The sequence below is a fragment of the Candidatus Saccharimonadia bacterium genome (assembly GCA_035544015.1).
Lineage (GTDB): Bacteria > Patescibacteriota > Saccharimonadia > UBA4664 > UBA4664 > UBA5169.
The window spans coordinates 33592-51759 of sequence record DATKIP010000076.1 but is presented as its reverse complement, the minus strand read 5'-3'; the positions used below and the strand labels follow the sequence as shown (position 1 = coordinate 51759).

General features: G+C 58.7%; 25 protein-coding genes. 9 read left to right on the top strand and 16 right to left on the bottom strand.

Annotated features, from left to right (window positions below; all coding sequences use genetic code 11):
- Nucleotides 1-99 precede the first annotated feature (99 nt).
- A complete protein-coding gene (locus tag VMT30_03960; protein HVQ44092.1) occupies nucleotides 100-327 on the bottom strand; it encodes a hypothetical protein in 228 nt (75 codons plus the stop codon).
- Nucleotides 328-541: 214 nt separating this feature from the next.
- On the opposite strand from VMT30_03960, the gene VMT30_03955 reads away from it, so the two are divergent.
- Together VMT30_03955 and VMT30_03950 are read left to right on the top strand one after the other, a co-directional pair.
- Complete coding sequence (locus VMT30_03955) at nucleotides 542-1096, top strand: cob(I)yrinic acid a,c-diamide adenosyltransferase (protein HVQ44091.1); 555 nt, start codon at nucleotides 542-544, stop codon at nucleotides 1094-1096.
- Between the two features lie 27 nt (nucleotides 1097-1123).
- Complete coding sequence (locus VMT30_03950; protein HVQ44090.1) at nucleotides 1124-1693, top strand: DUF6580 family putative transport protein; 570 nt, start codon at nucleotides 1124-1126, stop codon at nucleotides 1691-1693.
- Here the strand turns inward: VMT30_03950 and VMT30_03945 are convergent.
- Together VMT30_03945 and VMT30_03940 are read right to left on the bottom strand one after the other, a co-directional pair.
- Nucleotides 1657-3000 carry a ferredoxin reductase family protein gene (locus tag VMT30_03945; GenBank protein ID HVQ44089.1) on the bottom strand — a complete coding sequence of 448 codons (1344 nt, stop codon included), beginning with the start codon at nucleotides 2998-3000 and terminating at the stop codon, nucleotides 1657-1659. The genes VMT30_03950 and VMT30_03945 overlap by 37 nt on opposite strands.
- Before the next feature lie 12 nt (nucleotides 3001-3012).
- On the bottom strand, nucleotides 3013-3558 hold the full coding sequence (locus VMT30_03940) for an NUDIX domain-containing protein (protein ID HVQ44088.1): 546 nt from the start codon (nucleotides 3556-3558) through the stop codon (nucleotides 3013-3015).
- A gap of 63 nt (nucleotides 3559-3621) precedes the next feature.
- On the opposite strand from VMT30_03940, the gene VMT30_03935 reads away from it, so the two are divergent.
- Nucleotides 3622-4332 (top strand): ABC transporter ATP-binding protein, encoded by a 711-nt coding sequence (locus VMT30_03935; protein ID HVQ44087.1) that lies wholly within the window; start codon nucleotides 3622-3624, stop codon nucleotides 4330-4332.
- Nucleotides 4329-5063 (top strand): ABC transporter permease, encoded by a 735-nt coding sequence (locus tag VMT30_03930; protein ID HVQ44086.1) that lies wholly within the window; start codon nucleotides 4329-4331, stop codon nucleotides 5061-5063. The genes VMT30_03935 and VMT30_03930 overlap by 4 nt, the downstream gene beginning before the upstream one ends.
- Here the strand turns inward: VMT30_03930 and VMT30_03925 are convergent.
- Together VMT30_03925 and VMT30_03920 are read right to left on the bottom strand one after the other, a co-directional pair.
- A complete protein-coding gene (locus VMT30_03925; GenBank protein HVQ44085.1) occupies nucleotides 5060-5215 on the bottom strand; it encodes a DUF6496 domain-containing protein in 156 nt (51 codons plus the stop codon). The two genes, VMT30_03930 and VMT30_03925, sit on opposite strands and share 4 nt — an antisense overlap.
- 65 nt (nucleotides 5216-5280) lie before the next feature.
- Nucleotides 5281-6135, bottom strand: a complete 855-nt coding sequence (locus VMT30_03920; protein HVQ44084.1) for an undecaprenyl-diphosphate phosphatase — start codon at nucleotides 6133-6135, stop codon at nucleotides 5281-5283.
- A 172-nt stretch (nucleotides 6136-6307) separates the two neighbouring features.
- Between VMT30_03920 and VMT30_03915 the strand changes: the two genes are divergently transcribed.
- On the top strand, nucleotides 6308-6916 hold the full coding sequence (locus tag VMT30_03915; protein HVQ44083.1) for a hypothetical protein: 609 nt from the start codon (nucleotides 6308-6310) through the stop codon (nucleotides 6914-6916).
- A gap of 52 nt (nucleotides 6917-6968) precedes the next feature.
- Here VMT30_03915 and VMT30_03910 read toward each other — a convergent pair whose 3' ends face one another.
- From VMT30_03910 to VMT30_03895, 4 genes are all read right to left on the bottom strand, one after another.
- Complete coding sequence (locus VMT30_03910) at nucleotides 6969-7388, bottom strand: disulfide oxidoreductase (protein HVQ44082.1); 420 nt, start codon at nucleotides 7386-7388, stop codon at nucleotides 6969-6971.
- A 47-nt stretch (nucleotides 7389-7435) separates the two neighbouring features.
- Complete coding sequence (locus VMT30_03905; protein HVQ44081.1) at nucleotides 7436-7720, bottom strand: hypothetical protein; 285 nt, start codon at nucleotides 7718-7720, stop codon at nucleotides 7436-7438.
- Entirely contained in the window at nucleotides 7717-8484 is a 768-nt protein-coding gene (gene radC, locus VMT30_03900; protein HVQ44080.1) for a DNA repair protein RadC, read from the bottom strand. The genes VMT30_03905 and radC overlap by 4 nt, the downstream gene beginning before the upstream one ends.
- Before the next feature lie 79 nt (nucleotides 8485-8563).
- Nucleotides 8564-9199, bottom strand: a complete 636-nt coding sequence (locus VMT30_03895; GenBank protein HVQ44079.1) for a Pr6Pr family membrane protein — start codon at nucleotides 9197-9199, stop codon at nucleotides 8564-8566.
- A 106-nt stretch (nucleotides 9200-9305) separates the two neighbouring features.
- Here VMT30_03895 and VMT30_03890 point away from each other — a divergent pair, with 106 nt between their 5' ends.
- The 3 genes from VMT30_03890 to VMT30_03880 all read left to right on the top strand — a co-directional run bounded on the left by VMT30_03890 (nucleotide 9306) and on the right by VMT30_03880 (nucleotide 11831).
- On the top strand, nucleotides 9306-9644 hold the full coding sequence (locus VMT30_03890; protein HVQ44078.1) for a winged helix-turn-helix domain-containing protein: 339 nt from the start codon (nucleotides 9306-9308) through the stop codon (nucleotides 9642-9644).
- Between the two features lie 39 nt (nucleotides 9645-9683).
- Nucleotides 9684-9995 (top strand): hypothetical protein, encoded by a 312-nt coding sequence (locus VMT30_03885; GenBank protein HVQ44077.1) that lies wholly within the window; start codon nucleotides 9684-9686, stop codon nucleotides 9993-9995.
- 195 nt (nucleotides 9996-10190) lie between these two features.
- On the top strand, nucleotides 10191-11831 hold the full coding sequence (locus VMT30_03880; protein ID HVQ44076.1) for an MFS transporter: 1641 nt from the start codon (nucleotides 10191-10193) through the stop codon (nucleotides 11829-11831).
- Here the strand turns inward: VMT30_03880 and VMT30_03875 are convergent.
- From VMT30_03875 to VMT30_03845, 7 genes are read right to left on the bottom strand one after another with little or no spacing between them, the layout of a single operon-like run.
- Nucleotides 11828-12310, bottom strand: coding sequence for a phosphatase PAP2 family protein (locus tag VMT30_03875; protein ID HVQ44075.1), 483 nt, complete (start codon nucleotides 12308-12310; stop codon nucleotides 11828-11830). The genes VMT30_03880 and VMT30_03875 overlap by 4 nt on opposite strands.
- Nucleotides 12311-12337: 27 nt before the next feature.
- On the bottom strand, nucleotides 12338-13636 hold the full coding sequence (locus VMT30_03870) for an ABC transporter permease (GenBank protein HVQ44074.1): 1299 nt from the start codon (nucleotides 13634-13636) through the stop codon (nucleotides 12338-12340).
- The gene (locus VMT30_03865) at nucleotides 13633-14334 is read right to left on the bottom strand and encodes an ABC transporter ATP-binding protein (protein HVQ44073.1); all 702 of its coding nucleotides are present in this window, start codon (nucleotides 14332-14334) and stop codon (nucleotides 13633-13635) included. Before VMT30_03865 ends, VMT30_03870 begins: the two co-directional genes overlap by 4 nt.
- Entirely contained in the window at nucleotides 14327-14584 is a 258-nt protein-coding gene (locus VMT30_03860; protein ID HVQ44072.1) for an AbrB/MazE/SpoVT family DNA-binding domain-containing protein, read from the bottom strand. Before VMT30_03860 ends, VMT30_03865 begins: the two co-directional genes overlap by 8 nt.
- Nucleotides 14585-14591: 7 nt before the next feature.
- Nucleotides 14592-16052, bottom strand: a complete 1461-nt coding sequence (locus tag VMT30_03855; GenBank protein HVQ44071.1) for a DUF4173 domain-containing protein — start codon at nucleotides 16050-16052, stop codon at nucleotides 14592-14594.
- A complete protein-coding gene (locus VMT30_03850; protein HVQ44070.1) occupies nucleotides 16049-16279 on the bottom strand; it encodes a helix-turn-helix transcriptional regulator in 231 nt (76 codons plus the stop codon). Before VMT30_03850 ends, VMT30_03855 begins: the two co-directional genes overlap by 4 nt.
- A gap of 8 nt (nucleotides 16280-16287) precedes the next feature.
- Complete coding sequence (locus VMT30_03845) at nucleotides 16288-16752, bottom strand: DUF2975 domain-containing protein (GenBank protein HVQ44069.1); 465 nt, start codon at nucleotides 16750-16752, stop codon at nucleotides 16288-16290.
- A gap of 161 nt (nucleotides 16753-16913) precedes the next feature.
- Between VMT30_03845 and VMT30_03840 the strand changes: the two genes are divergently transcribed.
- Nucleotides 16914-17936 carry a serine hydrolase gene (locus tag VMT30_03840; protein HVQ44068.1) on the top strand — a complete coding sequence of 341 codons (1023 nt, stop codon included), beginning with the start codon at nucleotides 16914-16916 and terminating at the stop codon, nucleotides 17934-17936.
- Nucleotides 17937-18168 lie beyond the last annotated feature (232 nt).

Genomic DNA, 18168 nt, shown 5'->3' with positions numbered 1-18168 from the left:
GCTGCTCTTTCACTCTCTAAAAAGCTAAACGCGACCTAGTGATCTAGATCGCGCTGAGCCTGACTGTCCGGTGCAACCAGGCTCCGTCTTTGGGGCCGGCTAGCGGCGGTCGGCTACTTCGAGCTTGAGGACGCCGTTGGCATCCTTGCGAATAATGTAGGAGTGCGGCTGGCCACCTTGGCAGATGTCCCCACGTTGGGCGTCGGACCAGTGCTTCGCCCCAGGGCCAACGTCAGGAACCAGGTGGAATCTGCACGTGCCTTGATCCGGCGTGCTCCACCAGCCATCGATCGAGCCCTCTTGGACGATTGAGGTACGGCTGCCCACGATCGCTAAGGCTCCTACTCCTGCTAGACACGCCAGCAGGGCCGCTACCGCTAACCTCTCATTGCGCTTGATGCGGTTCATTTGCCGGCTGGTGACATAACGAGGGGCACTGTTTGAAGGCACATCAACCCGCTTTCGCTCGATGGTTGGGCGAGGTGGTTACAAACGAGGTTTTTATATCATATTTTAGATTAATAATCAATTAAGGAGCGTGATGGAAAACCAAGAACTGCGCGAAGCGGATCACGGCTTGGTGATTGTGTACACCGGCGACGGCAAGGGCAAGACGACGGCCGCGATGGGGCTGGCGCTGCGGGCGGCGGGGTATGGCAAGCGGGTGCTCGTGATCCAGTTTGTGAAGACGTGGTTTACGGGCGAAAAGGGTGGGTTTGACGCGCTGCCGAATGTGGAGTTTTTGCAGGCGGGCAAGGGGTTTTATCAGATTCTGGGCGATAATCTGCCGCCGGATGAGCATGTGGAGGCGGCCCAGGAGGCGCTGGCTCTGGCGAGCGTCAAAGTGGCCTCCGGCGAGTACGACGTGGTGGTGCTCGATGAAATCATCGGCTCGGTGGTCGGCGGGCTGCTTGAGCTCGCGCCGGTGCTGGAGCTGGTAGATAGCAAACCGCGCGATCTGGATCTGGTGCTCACCGGCCACCGCGGCAAAGAGCTGCCGGAATTGCTCGAGCGGGCGGACCTCATTACGGAAATGGTTAAGATTAAACACCCCTATGATTCGGGAATCATTGCTAAAAAGTCGATAGATTACTAAAATGGGGAAACTTGTAAAGGGGTGGCTATGAAGAGATTTTCGGCAACTTGGTTGGTGGCGGCGGGGCTTATTGCGACGGCAGTGGTGTGGCGGCTGGTGAATTGGCAGTATTCGATCGCGCCGAATTTGGAGATTGTGACGGCTTCGGCGCTGGTGGCAGCGGCGTTTTTGGGGCGCCGAACGGCGGTCGTGGTGCCGCTGGCGATCATGGCGGTCAGCGATATTTTGATTGGTAATTCGAATATTTTGCTGTTTACGTGGTCGGCGTTTGCGCTGATCGGGCTGGCCGGGCTCGTACTGCGACGGTTCACGGGCCGACCGGCGCGGCTGCTGGCGGCGTCGGTCGGCATGGCGGTCGGTGGATCGGTGTTTTTCTTCGTTTGGACCAACTTTGGAGTGTGGCTGCTGGGTGACGGGACGCTTTACGCTAAGACGTGGGCGGGGCTCACGGAGTGCTACGTGGCCGGTTTGCCATTTTACCGCACCATGCTCGTGGGCAACCTCGTGCTGGTACCAGCATACATGGGGACGGCTCTGATGATCGCGCGACTACGAGCGGCTCAACTCGAAACGGGGTGGAGCGCAAAACGTTCGTAGTGGAGACGAGCGGGCGCTAGGCCGGCGGCGATGAGGCCTTTGGCGAGACCGGCCATCATGGGCGGCGGGCCGCACAGGTAGACCTCGCGGTCGCGGAAATCGGGCACCAGCCGCTCGATGCGGGCGGTGTCGATGCGGCCGGTTTCGCCGGCGTAGGTGGGAGCTTCGGAGTATACGTGGTGAATTCGAAGCTTTATACGGGTGGCTAGCTGAGCGAGCTCATCTGCAAATATGGTGTCGGCCGGAGTTTTGTTGCCGTAGATGAGCACGCTCTCCTGCTCCGGCGTCTGCGCCTCGAGCAGGGTACGCAGCGGCGTGATGCCGACACCTCCAGCGAGATAGAGCCGGCGGGGGCGGGCAGTGGGCGCGGGGGTAAATTGGCCGTACGGACCGGCAATTACGACCGGTGCGCCGGATTTGAGCAATTTTGGCAGCCGAGAGGTGTAATCACCGACGGCTTTGACGGTGAGACGCAGGCGGCCGTCATGCGGCAGACCGGAGAGCGAAAAAGGATGTTCTTCTAGCCATAATTTGGCTTGGGGTAGCCAAATTATGACAAACTGCCCCGGCCGAGCCCGAAATCGTTCGAGGCCACGGCCGTGGATGTAAATTGAAACTGTATCGGCGGTTTCAGGCACGATTTCATCGATGGCAAAGCGAAAACGCCAGTAGTTGTAGGCGGGCAGGAACAACCGGCCGGTGAACACGTTGAGCGCCACGAAGCCGTAGAGCGCGTACCAGTAGACGATGTAGGCCGGCTGGCTGAGGAAGCTGCCGCCCACTTTGGTTTGGTGGAAAAACGCCAGAACGATGGCCAGATACACCATGAGATGCACCCAATACCAGCGCTCGTAGGGCAGCCGGCGCCGGACGATGTAGATGGAACTGCCAACTATGGTGAGGAATAGTAGCTCGGCGATAAAGGCGTAGATAACGTCGTTGAATTTGGTAAGGAAGGTGGTGAATTGGGGAATGAGGCCGCTGCCGGTGAGCGCTGCGTAGCCGAGCGTGACGAGCGTGGTGTGGGTGAGGATGAGGCTGATGGTGGCATAGCCGTTGAGGCGATGGAGCTTGGCGATGCGTTCGAGGCCAAAGGCTCGCTCGATCCACGGCGAGCGGCCCATGAGCATGAATTGCAGCAGCGCGCAGGCGGCCGCGAGCAGGCCGGCGAGCTGTGCCAGGGAAAGCAGCGTGCTGCCGGCGCCGGCGCGAAACAGCTCGAGCGAGGTGGTGAGCCAAATGGTGAGGACCACGGCAAAATGAGCGGCCAGCAGGCTATAGGCGATCCAGCGCCAAACAATCTTCATGATTCTACTGTATCAGACGGGCCACCGACTGGCAGGCACCGCTTCCCAGTGGTGCATGAGATGCTCGAGAATATAGAGCGCATTGGTGCGGGTTTGGTCGAAAATGTCGGTGGTCGGCAGCGCGCGCACGTCGGCGGCGGTGAAGCGGTGGATGGCCTGGGATTCGCGCGGGTCGATGGGATGCGCCGGCTCCCCGGCGGCCAACATGGCGTGGCTGAGGTCGGAGTGGTAGTGAAGGTGATCGGGGTTTTCGGCGTGATGGGTGTTGAAATAAAACGGCAGGGGGTGGTTGGCAGTGCCGGAAAAACGCTCACGAAACGAGCCCGGCGGCTGCAGCACCGTCAATTGCGCGATGTCGTAGCCGGATTCTTCCTGGAGTTCGCGCACGAGCGCTTGCCAGGGGTTTTCGTCTAATTCAACGTGGCCACCAAATTGGAATAATTTGGGCCGTTTGCGGTGGACGTGCAACACCACCGTAGGTTCGGGGCCGTCGGTGCGGATGATGAAGGCCGAGGTGGTGAGGTCGTGATGTCCGGGCTGGGTGTGGATGTGCGGCATTGCCTCATGATACACCGGTCGCCGAGATTCGGCAGAACCTCGTAGCGGGAGTACTATGGGAACATGAAAGCGGCTGTTGAATTTGACCATGTGACGGTGAAATTGGAACACGATGTGGTATTGCGCGACGTTTCGGTGGCGATACCGGAAGCGAAGGTCACTGGTCTGCTGGGGCCATCGGGGGCGGGCAAGACCACGCTGATGCGCGTGCTCGTGGGCTTGCAGCGGCCGGGCAGCGGGGCGTCGCGAGTGCTCGGCCTATCGGCGGGGGCGGCCCAGCTGCGGCCGCTCGTGGGCTACGTGACGCAAGCGCCGGCGGTGTATCCGGATCTGACCGTGCACGAAAACCTGCGCTACTTTGGCGCCATGGTGGGCGCAGGTGGGGCGCGAGTGCGCGAGGTGACGACCCGGGTGCGGCTGGAGGCACAGTCTACTCAACTGGTGGGGCGATTGAGTGGCGGGCAGCGCGCGCGGGTGTCGCTGGCGGTGGCATTGCTGGGCTCTCCCAAGGTGTTGGTGCTCGACGAGCCCACTGTGGGACTCGACCCCGTGCTGCGCCAGGAGCTGTGGGAGCAATTTCATGAGCTGGCGCGCGCCGGCGTGACGCTGTTGGTATCGAGCCATGTCATGGACGAAGCCAGGCGATGCGATAACCTCGTACTCCTGCGTGAAGGTGCTGTGCTGGCTACGGGTACGCCGGCCCAGTTGATGGGCCAAACCGACACGCACGACATGGAAGCGGCGTTTTTGCGGCTCGTGGGAGCGGCGTCGTGAGCCCCCGCCGCACGTTTGCCACTGCTGCGCGGGTGCTGCGGCAGTTGCGCCATGATCACCGCACCATTGCCCTGATGCTGCTCGTGCCCACGATGCTGATGCTCGTGATGCGGTATGTGTTTAATGACGCTACCACCACGTTCTCGCATCTGGCGCCGATGGTGCTGGGAGTGTTCCCGTTTACCGTGATGTTTGTGGTGACATCGGTGGCCACCTTGCGCGAACGCACGGCCGGCACGCTGGAGCGGCTGCTGACGCTGCCGATTGCCAAGCTGGATTTGCTGCTGGGTTATGCGCTGGCGTTCGCGGGACTTACCATTGTGCAAGGCGTGCTCGTGAGCTCGGTAACGCTGGGATGGCTGGACGTAACGGTGCAGGGCGGGGCCGGCCGGCTGTTGCTCGTGGCGGTGCTGGCGGGGGTATTGGGTATGTCGCTGGGACTGTTTTTGAGCGCGTTTGCACGAAGTGAATTCCAGGCGGTGCAATTTTTGCCCGCGTTTGTGCTGCCACAGCTGCTCACCTGTGGCCTGTTTGTGGCGCGTGATGCCATGGGTGAGCCGCTCCAGTGGTTTGCCAACGTGATGCCGCTGACGTATTTGGTGGACGCCATGAAGCAGATTACGAATTATAGCGGTTGGACCGACGACCTGGTGCGCGACCTGGTAGTGATTGCGGCGTTTATCGTGGGGGCGTTGCTGCTGGGAGCGGCCACGTTGCGTCGCAGCCGCTAAGGCTTCTTGCGCGGGACTTTGGCGCCTTTTTGGCGCGCTTTGCTGAGGCCCACGGCGACAGCCTGCTTGTCGCTGGAAAATTTGCCTTCATGTTTGTGCTCGTGCATCGTTTTCTCGATCTCTCTTGAGGCTGCAGGGCTATATTTGGCCATGAGTTTATCTCCTTTATTGGCTAGAGCTATTATGCCAAATCGAGGACGAGTGGCCTTGGGCAGAATTACAAAAAGGCGAGGGTGGCGAGCAGGCCGGCGGCGAGGCAATAGATGCCAAATGGCCGCAGACTGCCCGAGTGGAAGTAGCGCGTGAGGAATTTAACCGTCGCGTAGGCCGAGAGTGCGGCGCAGAGGCCACCCACGAGTGCCGGGCCGAGCAGGGCATGGTTTTCGGGCCGCGCCAGGGCGGGCAATTTGAGGACGCCCGCCGCCAAAATGATGGGCGTGGCGAGCAAAAAAGCGAAGCGGGCGGCGTCTTCGTGCGACAAGCCCGCGAGCAAACCGCCGCCCATGGTGGCGCCGGAGCGCGACAGACCCGGGATGAGCGCCAACGCCTGCGAAGCCCCCACCGCGAGCGCCTGTCCCCCGCCGACGCGGGCGATGCGCTCGTCGGCGGGGCGGCGGCTGTCGCTGGAGTGGGCGCGGCGGCGGAGGTATTCGGCGCCGAGCAACAGGAGGCCATTGAGCATCAGAAACAGCGCCGCTGATCGAGCGCTCACGAAAGTGTCGCGGATTTGGCGCTCAAACAGCAAGCCGAGCAGGCCAGCCGGCAGCGTGCCCACGATGAGCAGCCAGCCCAGCTTGGCCTCGGCGTCGTCGGCGCGGATTGCGCGCTGGCGCACCGACCGCAGCAGGCCCCGCACCACGCCCAGCCAGGTCCGCCAGTAGAATCCGATGAGCACGAGCGCGGTGGCCACATGGGTGGCTACCAGAAATACGATAAAGGCGTTGTCACTCGGGCGAATGTTCCAGCCGAGCAGCTGCGGCAGCACTACACTGTGGCCGAGGCTCGAGACGGGGAAGAGTTCGGAGGCACCTTGGAGCAGGCCGAGGACGATGGCTTGAAAGATGGTGATCATTGCTTCTAGGTTACAGGATTTGGGCCGGCGTGAGTATCGACGGGTGTTGCAGTTTTTGTTGTATATGCAGTTTTTTTGCATAAACGCGAGGGACCACGTACATTGGGCGCTTGGGGGTCGGCGTAATGCCGGGCCTCAAGCTTAACCCCCTACATCGACACCTCTGGAGGTGATGGCCGTGCTCGTGGCCGTGGTCGGTTTTATGCTCCTGGGAACCGGTGAGATCCTGGTTTCGGGCGTACAGTCCCACGGCAGTCTCGTGGCAGCCGACGGCATACACAATCTCATGGACGCACTCGTGCTGTGCGTGGCCTACCTTATAGAGGAGGCCCTGGCTACTTCGAGGCATCCGTTCGTGCGCGGTGGAGGTCAAAAAATTACCCGCCTTCTGCTGGGTGTATCCGCACCCGCAGCGTATGCCGGCGGGCTGGTCACGCAGAGTGATCTCACCATCGGGATGATTGAGCCGGGAGGCCGGGAGACCAGTCTGCTCTTTCTCCTGGGTTTTGGGAGCCTGGTGGTCAACGTTGCGTGTTATCGCCTCACCCACTGCCATGGCCATGTCGGACTTTCGGCACATTTGCTGGCCGATACAGTGGGAGCTGTCGCCATCATGGTGGCGGCGCTCGCCGTGCCCTACTTTGCTCGGGCGGCGGGATATATCGGCGTGGCCGCGCTCTGCGTGATGGTGCAGGTGACCCTGAGAGAGCTCGGTCCGACCGGCCGGGCACTCTGGAGCGAAGTAGCTACCTCGATTGGGGGCCACGAGTCGGGAGGTTAGGGACGGGGCCTCGGTAACGAGGCCCCGCTTCCGCAGCCGTGATGGCCCGAATTTAATCGATGTTTGCCCTATGATAGAGCCACAAACATACACCTATGGCGGTGAAAGCCAGCAGCCCCAGAAATGGAATGGTGATGAAGCCGAAATAGTTGATGTACTTGGTAGTACACGGCACTGTCGCAATACAACGAGCGAGAGTCTCGGGCACAATCCCCCATTGGAGCAACGAATGGTAGAGCTCGAGCAGCCAGCCGGCACCCACGAGCGGGACGGCATAGGCGACCCAATGCCGCTCACGCCGCAGGATGCCCACGCCAATGATGACAACCAGCGGGTACATGAGGATGCGCGCGTACCAGCACAAATTGCAGGGCACAAACCCGCGAATATCGGAAAAATATAAACTCATAGCCACCGAAAGCGCCACAATGGTCCAGGCCAGATAGTGGGCGTTGCGGGCGAGGCGGTTCATGAGGGTACCGTAACGGTTTTTGCTGATAGCGAGCTGTGATGCGGTGATTAGGCGCGCGGCTCCTTAATGATGACGTAATTTTGGTGCAGGTATTCGAGATCTTGGGTCAGCTTATCGAGCATGACACGCGAGGAGAGTTGCTCATGGGGCAGCTTTTGGGCAATGGCCTCGAGGGTGGTGGCGAGAGTGACAAAGTAGTACCCGGAGCGCACTTGGGCGTCGATCTCCAACTGACTGGTGTCGATGTCGCCGTCTTGGAGTAATTCGGCTTGATAGCCGGCGTGGAAGATGAGGCCGCCGGCGAGTGGTAATTGATAGACTGCTGTACTCATTGTGAGAGTTGGTCCTCCGTGATTCTTATGTATTGGGCGCCGGCGATGATGAGGTGGTCGAGCACATCGATGCCGAGCAGCCGGCCGGCCTCCTGTAGCTGGCGGGTGACTTGGCGATCGGCGGCGGTGGGCTCGAGGCTGCCGGACGGGTGATTGTGCGCGATGATGATCGCGACTGCGCCATGCTCGATGGCCGGCTGGAAGACTTCGCGGGGGTGGACGATGTTGGCCGTGAGACTGCCGACAGAGATGACCTCGTCATGAACGACCTGGTAGCGGCTGTTGAGGTAGAGGCCGCGGAGGCGCTCTTTTTTGCTGTCGCCGATGTCGTGGAGATACTCGTAGGCTTGCCGGGCATTGCGGACGTAGATCTGGCGGCCGGCCTGATGCGCAAAGAACCGGCGGCCAAGCTCGAATCCGGCGATGATCTGGCAGGCCTTGTGCAGCGGGATGCCGAGGGCGCTGGCCATTTTTTCGGGGTTGGTTTCGGTGGCGATGGATTTTTCGCCGTACTCGCGGGTGATGCGGCGGGCCATGGCGAGGACCTCTTCCTTTTTGGTGCCGACGCCCCAAAGCACCGCGACGAGCTCGGCCACATTGAGGGTTTCGGGGCCCATGCGTTGGAGTTTTTCGCGGGGTTTTTGCTCGCTGGGGAGGTCTTTGACTTTGAGGATGTAGTGGTCGACACGCTCGCCAATGACGACGTCGTGGTCGTGGAGGGCATACGCAGTGGGCGGTTTGAGGGTGGGGGTGGATATGGGCATGATGGGTTGATTATATCTCGAACCGATGAAGATTAACCAGCTTAATTAAGGGCGGTTAATCTTCATCGACGGGTCCGCCCTAGGCCCGGCGGGCGCGCAGCCGGGTGGTCCAGGTGAGGGCAGCGATGAAGCCAAGGGTTATGCCCAGCATCACGGCGGCCGTCACGGCAATACCCGCGTAGCCTTGATTTTGCGCCTGGGGATCAAGAAACGGGTACGGGTACCAGCCAACAACGGGACCGCGCACCAAGCTATACACCAAATACGCGGCGGGGAAAATCAGCCATACCAATCCCTGCTTAAAGCTCAGCCGCAGGCGCGGCAAATCGAGGAACCAGTCGGCCAACACCACCACCGGCATCAGATAATGCAGCACGAAGTTGATCCAGGGGATAGGCGTCTGCAGCGATTCCTCGAGACCTGAAAGGAGCGTGACGTACACAATGCCGGTGATCGTCATGTACAGCACGGCGGCTCCGCGCAGCTGCACCCAAGCCGTGGTTGGTTTGGGTAATTTTACCGCTAGTAGGCCGGCGATGAGGAAGATGAGAATAGCGAGGAGATTGCTTTCGATGGTGAAAAAACTAAAAAAGTTGGCGGGGATAAAATCAATTCCTTGCCCCTGCATTCCATACCGATATTGCACGCCGATAGCGTAGAGGCACAGCAGGGCAAATGCGACCCGGTAAATCATAATGAGATAACGCTTGTTCACGATAGGCTGGCGCTCCTTTGTAATGCTTATGGTCATAATACACTGTCGAGATTGAGGATTGACAGCAATGGGTTTGTTCCATAAACTTAACTCGTAGGTTAACTTTATGTACGACTCAAATATCCCCATCCAGCTTGACCAGATTTTTGGCGCGCTGGCGCACCAAAAGCGCCGCGACATGCTGCACGATCTGTCGTTTCGTCCGGCGACCATCGCGGGACTAGCGCGCGAGCATGATCTGTCACTGCCGGCCATTCATAAGCACATTCGTGCGCTTGAGGCCGCCGGACTGATCATTCGCAAAAAAGCCGGCCGCACCAATTTCATCGCGCTCAATAAGCAAACGTTGCGCACCACCCAGGATTGGATGATGCAATACCGGACGGAGTGGGGCAACGACGAGGAAACGTTGGAAAACTACATTGCCGGCCTACAGCAACCATAATTTTTATCGCCCCCGCGTGGGGCAGAGAGGAGTACATAGATGAAGAATTATGTATTCGTGTATTACAATGAGCCGATTTCGGGCGACATGCCCATGAAAGAGGTGGCGAAGGTTTGGAAAGCTTGGTTTGGTGAGCTCGGTGCGAGCCTCGTAGACGCCGGCAATCCGTTTGCGGATGGTGGTCAGGCCGTAGAGAAGAGCGGTGTGAGCACGATCGAAAACCATCCGGCCACCGGCTACACCATCGTAAAGGCTGCCAGCATGGACGACGCCGTGGCGCTGGCTCAAGGCTGCCCGGTGCTGGATGTGCCCGGCGGTGCGGTGCGGGTATACGAAACGCTGCCGATGTAATCCGGCTGGAGTTCGGATACGTTAAAAAGCAATCCTGTCTGGGATTGCTTTTTAACATTGACGCTCCACAGTTGATCCCGTAATCTATCTAAGATAATTAACTTATTTCGTAATAATAAAAATCAAGGAATCTGGTTCGTTATGTCCCCCGAAGCTACTCCCCTCTCGGCCCGCGAGCATTCGCAAAATCTATCCGTGAAGCATCGCAAAATTGCTATGTTTGTGGTGGCGCTGGCGTTCATTATGGATCTGCTGGACTCTACGATTGTGAACATCGCGATTCCGTCGATCCAGGCTAATTTGGGCGCGAGCTACACGACGATTCAATGGTTGATCGCGGGGTATGCACTGAGCTTTGCGCTCCTGCTGATTACCGGCGGGCGGATGGGCGATGTTTTTGGCTACCGTAAGGTGTTTATGTGGGGCGTGGCCGGGTTTACGGTGGCGTCGCTGCTCAGCGGCGTGGCCTGGACGCCGGTGGTGCTGGTCGTAGCGCGCTTGCTGCAGGGCGCGATGGCGGCGCTGATGGTGCCCCAGGTGATGAGCATGATGCAAGTGATGTACCCGCCGGAGGAGCGGGGGCAGGTCAACGGACTGTTTGGCGGCATGGCGGGCATCGCGGCCTCGCTGGGGCCGGTGGTGGGTGGTTTGCTCATCAAAGCCAATATTTTTGGCCTCGACTGGCGGCCGATCTTTCTCATTAATATTCCGGTGGGCGTGTTTGCCTTTTGGGCCGCACGCAAGTACCTGCCGGCCGGCAAGAGCGCGCATCCGCTGAAGCTGGATTTGGTGGGAACCGGCATTGTGATGGTGGCGCTGACGCTGATCGTGTTCCCGCTCATCGAGGGGCGTGAATTGGGGTGGCCGGCTTGGACGTTTTGGTCGATGGCGGCCTCGCTGCCGGCGTTTGCGCTGTTTGCTTGGTGGCAGATGCGCAAGCAGCGGGTCGACGGCTCGCCACTGGTGCTGCCGGCGCTGTTTGCTAAGCGGTCGTTTAGCTTGGGCCTGCTCACCAATGTAGTGTTCGAGGGCGTAATGATCGGCTACTTCTTGATTTCGACGCTGATGCTGCAAGTGGGGCTGGGGTATAGCGTGGTGAAGGCCGCGTTGACGGGTATTCCGACCTCGATCGGAATTGCGGTCACGTTTGCGGTGTTGGCGCCGGTGGTGATTCCGAAACTGGGGCGGTATTCGATGACGCTCGGGACATTCGTGATGAGCTCAGGCCTGATTTACCTGGCGTGGGTGATGAACCACTTTGGCCTGGCCACGAGCCCTTGGGTGATCGCGCCTGGCCTGGTGCCGATCGGCGTGGGCATGGGCCTCATCATGATGCCGGTGTTTGCGGTGGTGCTCAACGACGTGGACCACAACCACGCCGGCTCCGCCTCGGGCGTGCTCAACGCCGTGCAGCAGCTGGGCGGTGCCATTGGCGTGGCGGCCATTGGCGTGGTGTTCTTTGGTCAGCTCACGGCACACGCGGCGGCGAGTGTCGACCAGGTGACGCCGCAGCTCCAGGCCAAGCTCACCGAGCAGCACGTGCCGGCCGAGGCGCAGACGGCGATTGTCGCGGGCTTTAAGGCCTGCTACGAAGACCGCGTGAACGAGACCGACGCCAATGTGACGCCCGACAGCTGCAAGCAGTCTGAGGCCGGTCCGGTCAATCAAGTGCTCACGACGGCATTCACCGACGCGGCCAAGCAGGTGAACAACGCGAACTTCACCCATGCGTTCAAGGTGGGTGTCGAGTATGCGCTGGGATTGTTGGTGATTGTGTTTGGACTGAGCTTTTTGCTCCCGCGCCATATTCGGCCCGAGGCGTTTCAGGAGAGCTAGGACGCCCGTCCGATGTTTCGCCCATTTGGCCAGATTCGGCCGACCCCTTCTCGGGCTACGAGGACCGCAACGGTCGCAACGATAACCGCTCCAGCGATATCGAGCGGGGAGTGAACCCCGGCCGCTACGCGGGCAGCGCCGACCACGAGGGCGGCGGCGACCAGCACTATGCCCCAGCGTTTCGACACCTGCAGGACCAAGAGGGCTACCAACATCGCGAGCACCGTGTGGTTCGACGGGAAGCCATTATTGGCGGCATGGTAAATGAGCGGCACGACGTGATCGGCGACAAAGGGTCGCGGGTTGTAGTAAAGCGCGCCCGCCACCTTGGTTAAGGCAAAACCAATGACTGCGGCAAGGAGCGCGGTGAGGGCTAGTTTTCGCTTATCTTCGCGGGGTAGGGTCAGCCACACCACCGCAGCCACTGCGAGGATGGCGAGGTGGAGGTATTGGGCGGTGAAGATGATCAGTGGGGTCATGAGTTTAATTCTTCCGGGAAATGCGCGCTACTCGTACCGCAAGGAATCGATGGGGCTCTGGCGGGCGGCGCGGAAGGCCGGGAGGGTGCCGGCGAGGAAGGCGATGGCCATGACGATACCGACAATACCGGCGACCTGGGCCGGCGGGAAGGTGAGCAGCTGGAGGCCGACGAGGTCCTTGAGGAAGCCCTTGGCGACGATGGCGTTGGCGATGTGGCCCACCACGATGGCGACGCCGCCGCCGATCAGGCTGCCCCACAGGCCCAGCATGACGGCCTCGGTGCTAAACAGCAGGAAGATGCGGGGGCCGCTCATGCCCATGGCTTTCATCAGGCCGATTTCTTTGGTGCGCTCTTGGACCGACATGAGGAGGGTGTTGATGATGCCGAAACTGGCCGCGAGCAGAGCAATGATGGCGAAGGCGTCGAGCACGAGGATGATGCCGCGAATCACTTGCTTGAAGGTGCCGATTTGGTCTTGGAAGGTGGTGCCTTTGTAGTCGTGTTTTTTGAGATCGTCTTTGAGGGTGGTGATTTGGGCGTCGGTGTAGCCTGAGTCGAATTTGGCGATGAGCGCCTGGTAGCTGTTGGTGACGGCGGCCGGCAGGCCAATGGTTTGGGCTTTGAAGAGGGCATTGGTGAGGGCGGTATTGGTATTCATGCCGCCCGAGTTGGTGAGGCCCTTTTGCTGCACGCCCCTGATGGTGGCGGTAATTTGGTGCTGCGTGCCGGTGCCATCAGAGATGCCAAGCGTAATGGATTGGCCAACGGCGGCTTGATTGCTCGCGTAGCCCAACACCGACACGTACTCGACCGGCAGGAGGGCGTCGTACTCGGTGGCGGCGTTGCTGAGCTGCGAGCCGGCGGCGAGGTCGATATTGGTGCCGGTGATGTAGGGATTGGCCGACACTTGGTATTTCTTGCTATTGGTGCCCACGATGTAATCGGGCGTCACGACCAAGTTTGGCTCGACGCTCTTGATGCCGGGAACCTGCTTAACCTTGGCAATGTCGGCGTTGGTAAGAACCGTGGTAGCGGTACCGAAAGCGGTCGCGGAAATCTTTTTGGCGGGATTGTAGGGCTTGGGGCCGCTATCGCCGCCGCCGGGGCCATCGTCCGAGGTGTCGGCGGCCTGGATGAGCATAACGTCTTTGGCGCCGAGATTGTTGACCTGCTTGTCGATATAGCTGGAAATGCCGGTGCCGAGCCCGCTGGTGAGGGTCAGCGTGAAGGAGCCGATGAAAATGGCGAGAATGGTGAGCGAGGTGCGTAATTTGCTCCGAAACATGTTGCCGCTGGCAGTGGTGAAGATGTCGATGAGTCTCATAGCCGGACCAATTCCTTTTCCTTGGCCCCGACAACCAGGCCGTCTTTAATGTGAATTTGGCGGTCGCACCGGGCGGCCAGGTCTTCGTCGTGGGTCACGAGAATAAGCGTGATGCCGTGCTGTTTGTTGAGCGAGAACAGCAAATCTTCGATTTTGCGTCCAGTGGTGCTGTCGAGGTTGCCGGTGGGTTCGTCAGCAAAGATGATCTGGGGCTGGTTGATGAGCGCGCGAGCAATCACGGCACGCTGCTTCTGGCCGCCCGAGAGGTCCTTGGCCTTGTTGCGGGCCTTGTCGTCGAGCTCGACTTGCCGGAGCGCCTCTAGTCCGAGCTGTTTGCGTTTGCGGCTCCTTACGCCGGCGATCTTGAGGGGCAATATGGTGTTTTCGAGGACGTTGGCGTTGGCGTTGAGGAAAAATTGCTGAAAGACGAAGCCAAAGGTCTTGTTGCGCAGGGCGTTGAGTTTGCGCGCAGCGATTTTGCTCGCGTCTTGGCCGTCGATGCTGACCGTGCCGGCGGTGGGCTTGTCGAGCAGGGCCATGAGGTGCATGAGCGTAGACTTGCCCGAACCGCTCTTGCCCAAAATGGCCAGACTTTCGCCTTTTTCTACAGCTATCGAAACGTCATGCAAAGCCGTAAAAGCGTTGGCGCCTTTGCCGTAGGATTTGGTAAGACCTTGGACTTCGAGAATACTACTCACCTGTGCTCCTTGATTCTTTAATGGCTGTGGATAGATCGGCAAAATGCTTGAGCATGTGTTCGGCCTGCTCGGTCGTGATCAAAAACAAGCCCTTGCCGTTCGGGTGCCCCATCACCAGCAGCTTACTGCCGGCGGTGAGCCCCATGGCGTTGCGAGCGTCGGCCGGGATGACGGCTTGGCCTTTTTCATTGAGGGTAGTGGTGCCATAGATTTTGGGTAGCATGGTGAGTTCGCTTGTAATACTTTTCATACTATTATTACTCCGGGTAATTGTCAATTATGGACCCGGCCCGACTGCGGGCTAGGTTCCAGGATTGCCAGTCGGAGGGCTCAGAACGCGTGGCGAGGGAGTCGATCAGCTGCTGCTTGGTATCGCCCGTGGTGACATCGATGGCGGTTTTAACCTCCGGAAGGGCATCCTCGGAGAGCCCGCCAAAATAGACACCATCGAGCTTGCCGGTTTGATGGAAGCGATCGAGGTTTTGGCGCGCAATGAAGGCATCGGGGTTGAGCACATTCAGGGCGGCGAGAAACACAATGGCGGTAATGAAGGCCGGAAAGGCAAAGTGGTTTTCGGCCTGATTTCTTAAGATCTTGACCAGCAATAGGACAAATATGACCGCTAGAAAAATTACAAAACCGTGGCTGTAGAGGCGCAACGTGGTGAACCCGTAAGCCTGCTCGTAGAGGTATAGCCGTTTGAAAGCGGAAACCATAATGAGGATCACCTGGGTAATCAGCGCACTGCTCAGAAGGCGAAAGGCGAGGCTATGGCCGGCGGTAGTTTTGGCGACCGTTTTGTCTGCCGCCCAGAGCATTCCGAAGGCTACCATGGCCACGGCCAAGAGCTCAAAGAAACCTTTGCGGGCGTATTCGGCGTAGGTGAAGCCTTGGCCCGAAATGTTGCTGAGACCGCCAAACAGGTAGGCCAACTGGACCAGGATAAAAAGAAAGAAGAGAACATTGACGGCGCCGAGTAGAATAGCGATCTCGATCTTACCAAGGCGCAGCCGGGCCGTCGCGGGTGCGGCGTCGGGCGACTCATCCTCTGGTTGTCGAAAGATATACGAGTAGGCTCCCGTAAATGCAAGCGTGACGAAAGTGACCAGAAGTGTCTGCGCCACGGCCGTGGAGTTTAATTTTAGGTTGAAGGCATCGATGGCGTATTTTTGAAAAACCAGATCGGCCGAGGCAAAAAGGGTCACGAAGACGATCAGGACCGGGATGGCCAGCAGGACGCCCCTGGTGATCTGGACGGCCAAAGGATGATTCTTTACCGCCGATCGGAGTGCGAAAAACTCGGCGACCGTGCGAGTTAGCGGCCTGAGGAACTTCAGCGGCAGGAATGGAATTTTGGCATAGTCAGCGAGGTTGAATCTTCGGAGATCGTCACGGAAGGTGAGGCGTGCCACGAGCAGCAACAGGGCCAGGCTGGCGAGAATATTGAGCAATGCGAGCAGATGACTGGCCCTGACGGCGACCATGGCAGCGAAGAATCCGAGCGGCAAGAGCAACCAGAGGGCCGGCGCCGGCAGGCGACGGCCCAGGTAGGCGGCGAGCGCAAAGAGGCCGCCCATGATGGCAACGACATAGATTACAACCGAGATGCCGGGAATCTTGCCGTAAAAGAGCCAGTCAAATAGCAGACCCAAGGCGAGCGAGACGCCGGCCAGGGCGGTGGTTTGGGCGGTCGGGCTGGTTGATACGTTTGGCTTCATCGAGTTGCCACTAGGCTTTCATCGTCATGTCTGTACTCTAAAATATCTCCAGGCTGACATTCTAGCGCCTTGCAAACCGCCTCCAGCGTCGATAGCCGCACCGCCTTGGCCTTGCCATTTTTCAGGATAGAAAGATTAGCCATCGTTATCCCGACTCGGTCTGAAAGTTCGGTGACGCTCATTTTTCGCTTCGCCAGCATCACATCTAGGTTAATTACGATTGCCATAGTATGCCTCAGACCGTTAGGTCATTCTCCGTTTTTATGGCTATGGCGTCGCCTAGAATTTTTTGGAGTACGGCCGCAAAGGTCGCAATCGCAATTGAGGCAAAAATAACGACCAATCCGAGCGCTACGACATCTGGGGCGTCGTCTTTTTCTGCCACGAAGTAGAGGTAGGGCAGACCGGCCGCAAACAATGCACTGATGGTGACTGCGCAATACTTTATGTGCTTGAGGGCACCGACGGAAAGCTGGGAGAAAGCTTGACCGTTATCGATATAGCTCAGGAGTTTCAGGGTGTGATAGAGAGCCACGAAAAACGGTATGGCCGTTATGTACATACCGAAGAAAATGGGGCGGTAGTCTTCGGTGCCCGGGGTTCTGATCTCGGCGGGCAGGGCAAAGATGCACAAGCCAAGGACGACTAGCCCGATGGCCAAAACTACCCCGCGGAGGAAAATTGTTGAGCTTCGTTTCATTGAAGGCATTCTCTTAACGCATTGATGGTTTGTTTTTACCATAGTTTTTATCGTTTTGCAATATATTATTATCGATTTGCTTGGGGAGGCGATTTGGAAGAAGAACCAAAGGAGATGGATGTTTGGGTGTATATATTGGCTGTGTATTTAATGAGGTTTCTATGCTTAAAGAATTATTTGTCTACCGCGCCAAACTCGGCTTGACTAGCCTCGTGATGGGTATGGCTGTTTTGATGCCGGGTGGAGCGGTACTTGCCGAGACCACGCCATCCCCTACCCCGGGGGCGGCTCAGTTCGCGGCACCTGATATCCCGTGGCTGATAGCTTCGCAACAAGTGGCGGCGATTTACCATGCCGATACCGCGGGAGTGCCCGGCAATTGGCATTCTTACGTGACCGTGGCGGATTCAACCGGTGCGCTCAAACCGGCGGTGGACGATCAAGCCGACACCCCAATGTGGGCGTACAGCGTAAATAAGCTGGCAGTGGCGATGACGGTGATGGACAAGGTGGACAAGGGCGAGGTCAAACTGGACCAAAAGCTGACACTCACGCCTGATATTATTGCGTCTGGTAGCGGGATTTATTTTCTGCAAACAGTGTATGGCGACAATTTGACGGTCGCCAACCTCATGACCGCAATGCTGCTGGTGTCGGATAATACGGCGGTTCGAATGCTCAGCCAGGTGGCGTCGGGCACCGAGATAAATCAAACATTGGCGGCCAAGGGCTTTACGGCTACCCACGTGGACCCGGTGGCGGGTTCGAGTCGGTTCTTCTTGGGTCAGACCACGCCGCGGGAGATGAATACCTTGCTGGCAGGATTGGCGAACCACTCGCTGGTGTCGGAAAAATCGTCAACTTTTGTGCTTAATATTATGCGCTGGGTCAACGGCTACAATGATGGCGTGCGCCGCAATATGAGCTCAACGGAGCGTGCCCAGGTAGCTACCAAATACGGTGCGTTTGAGGATTCGCGGCACGAGGTAGGCATTATGTTCGACGCTGCGGGCAAGCCGGCGCTGATCTACGCGTTTATGAACGACGGGGTAGGCGATATCGACAATTACGGTTCGACCAATCCTGCCGTGGAGGCTGAAGATGTCATGGGCCGTCAGATGTTTGACATCATGGATGGCAAATGGGGCGGTCGACCGCTGGGCTCTCTGGTGCCCCGATCTTGAGCGGCGGTGTTCAGAGGCGAGAAGGAGCCGAATAGTGGACTATGGAGTGAATAGATCGAGGTAGCGCCGGTACAATCACCTGCTGCGACCCGGCCCTGGTAAACCCAGTCCATGCCCTAATCATGGCACTTGAAACTACGGGCCGGGAGTAGAGTTTATTCAAAACTTTCATGCTAGTCTCAGATTCACGCTTTGCTAAAAATTTGAATCTAGATTTTTGTTTGAGTTGCAT

Excerpts from the sequence above, each read along its gene's own strand:
- VMT30_03955 (HVQ44091.1), top strand. The coding sequence starts at position 542 with ATGGAAAACCAAGAACTGCGCGAAGCGGATCACGGCTTGGTGATTGTG.
- VMT30_03950 (HVQ44090.1), top strand. The coding sequence starts at position 1,124 with ATGAAGAGATTTTCGGCAACTTGGTTGGTGGCGGCGGGGCTTATTGCG.
- VMT30_03945 (HVQ44089.1), bottom strand. The coding sequence starts at position 3,000 with ATGAAGATTGTTTGGCGCTGGATCGCCTATAGCCTGCTGGCCGCTCAT.
- VMT30_03940 (HVQ44088.1), bottom strand. The coding sequence starts at position 3,558 with ATGCCGCACATCCACACCCAGCCCGGACATCACGACCTCACCACCTCG.
- VMT30_03935 (HVQ44087.1), top strand. The coding sequence starts at position 3,622 with ATGAAAGCGGCTGTTGAATTTGACCATGTGACGGTGAAATTGGAACAC.
- VMT30_03925 (HVQ44085.1), bottom strand. The coding sequence starts at position 5,215 with ATGGCCAAATATAGCCCTGCAGCCTCAAGAGAGATCGAGAAAACGATG.
- VMT30_03920 (HVQ44084.1), bottom strand. The coding sequence starts at position 6,135 with ATGATCACCATCTTTCAAGCCATCGTCCTCGGCCTGCTCCAAGGTGCC.
- VMT30_03915 (HVQ44083.1), top strand. The coding sequence starts at position 6,308 with ATGGCCGTGCTCGTGGCCGTGGTCGGTTTTATGCTCCTGGGAACCGGT.
- VMT30_03910 (HVQ44082.1), bottom strand. The coding sequence starts at position 7,388 with ATGAACCGCCTCGCCCGCAACGCCCACTATCTGGCCTGGACCATTGTG.
- VMT30_03905 (HVQ44081.1), bottom strand. The coding sequence starts at position 7,720 with ATGAGTACAGCAGTCTATCAATTACCACTCGCCGGCGGCCTCATCTTC.
- radC (HVQ44080.1), bottom strand. The coding sequence starts at position 8,484 with ATGCCCATATCCACCCCCACCCTCAAACCGCCCACTGCGTATGCCCTC.
- VMT30_03890 (HVQ44078.1), top strand. The coding sequence starts at position 9,306 with ATGTACGACTCAAATATCCCCATCCAGCTTGACCAGATTTTTGGCGCG.
- VMT30_03885 (HVQ44077.1), top strand. The coding sequence starts at position 9,684 with ATGAAGAATTATGTATTCGTGTATTACAATGAGCCGATTTCGGGCGAC.
- VMT30_03875 (HVQ44075.1), bottom strand. The coding sequence starts at position 12,310 with ATGACCCCACTGATCATCTTCACCGCCCAATACCTCCACCTCGCCATC.
- VMT30_03870 (HVQ44074.1), bottom strand. The coding sequence starts at position 13,636 with ATGAGACTCATCGACATCTTCACCACTGCCAGCGGCAACATGTTTCGG.
- VMT30_03860 (HVQ44072.1), bottom strand. The coding sequence starts at position 14,584 with ATGAAAAGTATTACAAGCGAACTCACCATGCTACCCAAAATCTATGGC.
- VMT30_03855 (HVQ44071.1), bottom strand. The coding sequence starts at position 16,052 with ATGAAGCCAAACGTATCAACCAGCCCGACCGCCCAAACCACCGCCCTG.
- VMT30_03850 (HVQ44070.1), bottom strand. The coding sequence starts at position 16,279 with ATGGCAATCGTAATTAACCTAGATGTGATGCTGGCGAAGCGAAAAATG.
- VMT30_03845 (HVQ44069.1), bottom strand. The coding sequence starts at position 16,752 with ATGAAACGAAGCTCAACAATTTTCCTCCGCGGGGTAGTTTTGGCCATC.
- VMT30_03840 (HVQ44068.1), top strand. The coding sequence starts at position 16,914 with ATGCTTAAAGAATTATTTGTCTACCGCGCCAAACTCGGCTTGACTAGC.